General features: G+C 46.6%; 1 protein-coding gene. It reads left to right on the top strand.

Translation table 11 applies throughout. The features are described 5' to 3' along the window. Positions 1-365: 365 nt before the first annotated feature. Positions 366-552, top strand: a 187-nt coding sequence (locus Q2M23_RS43885; protein ID WP_316399576.1) for a hypothetical protein, incomplete at its 3' end; no start/stop codon positions are given.

Genomic DNA, 552 nt, shown 5'->3' with positions numbered 1-552 from the left:
GCTACGCTATGTCGTAAGGAAAGCAAAGCGCAGCCAGATAAAACAAGAAAAAGTGTGCAAGATATTTGTTGCCTACTCTAGTGGCTGTGGTGAAGTTTGTCAAGGACATTCGGGAAAGTGATGCGCTTGACACTGGTGTGCTAGGTGTGTGCAAATGCAGGTCCCATGCATGCCATCCTCCATTTTTATTTTCTTTTCTGCCCCCTCCTGCTCAAGCTGGAGAATTATTCATGCCAGCGTGGCCAGTTCTGAATGTCTCATATTTTCCATTTCCCTCTCTCTCCTTTTCCTGTGCTTTCCTTTCGTTGTCATGAAGTGCGGTATGGGGACCATTACTGACAGACAGAAGCTGAAAGCATAGAAGAATGTGGTGTGCTGAACCTCAGGACAATAAAGGAGAGATTCATTCTTTTATTTTTGATAAAGCAAGCAAGCAAGCCAGCAAGCAAGCAAGCAAGCAAGCAAGCAAGCAAGCAAGCAAGCAAGCAAGCAACCCAGCAAGCAAGCAAGCCAGCCAGCAAGCAAGCAAGCGAGGAAGCAAGCAAGCAAGCA

This window comes from Bradyrhizobium sp. 33ap4 (assembly GCF_032654765.1).
Lineage (GTDB): Bacteria > Pseudomonadota > Alphaproteobacteria > Rhizobiales > Xanthobacteraceae > Bradyrhizobium > Bradyrhizobium australafricanum.
Note: the sequence above shows the minus strand (reverse complement) of the source record. Positions and strands in the feature narration are given on the sequence as shown.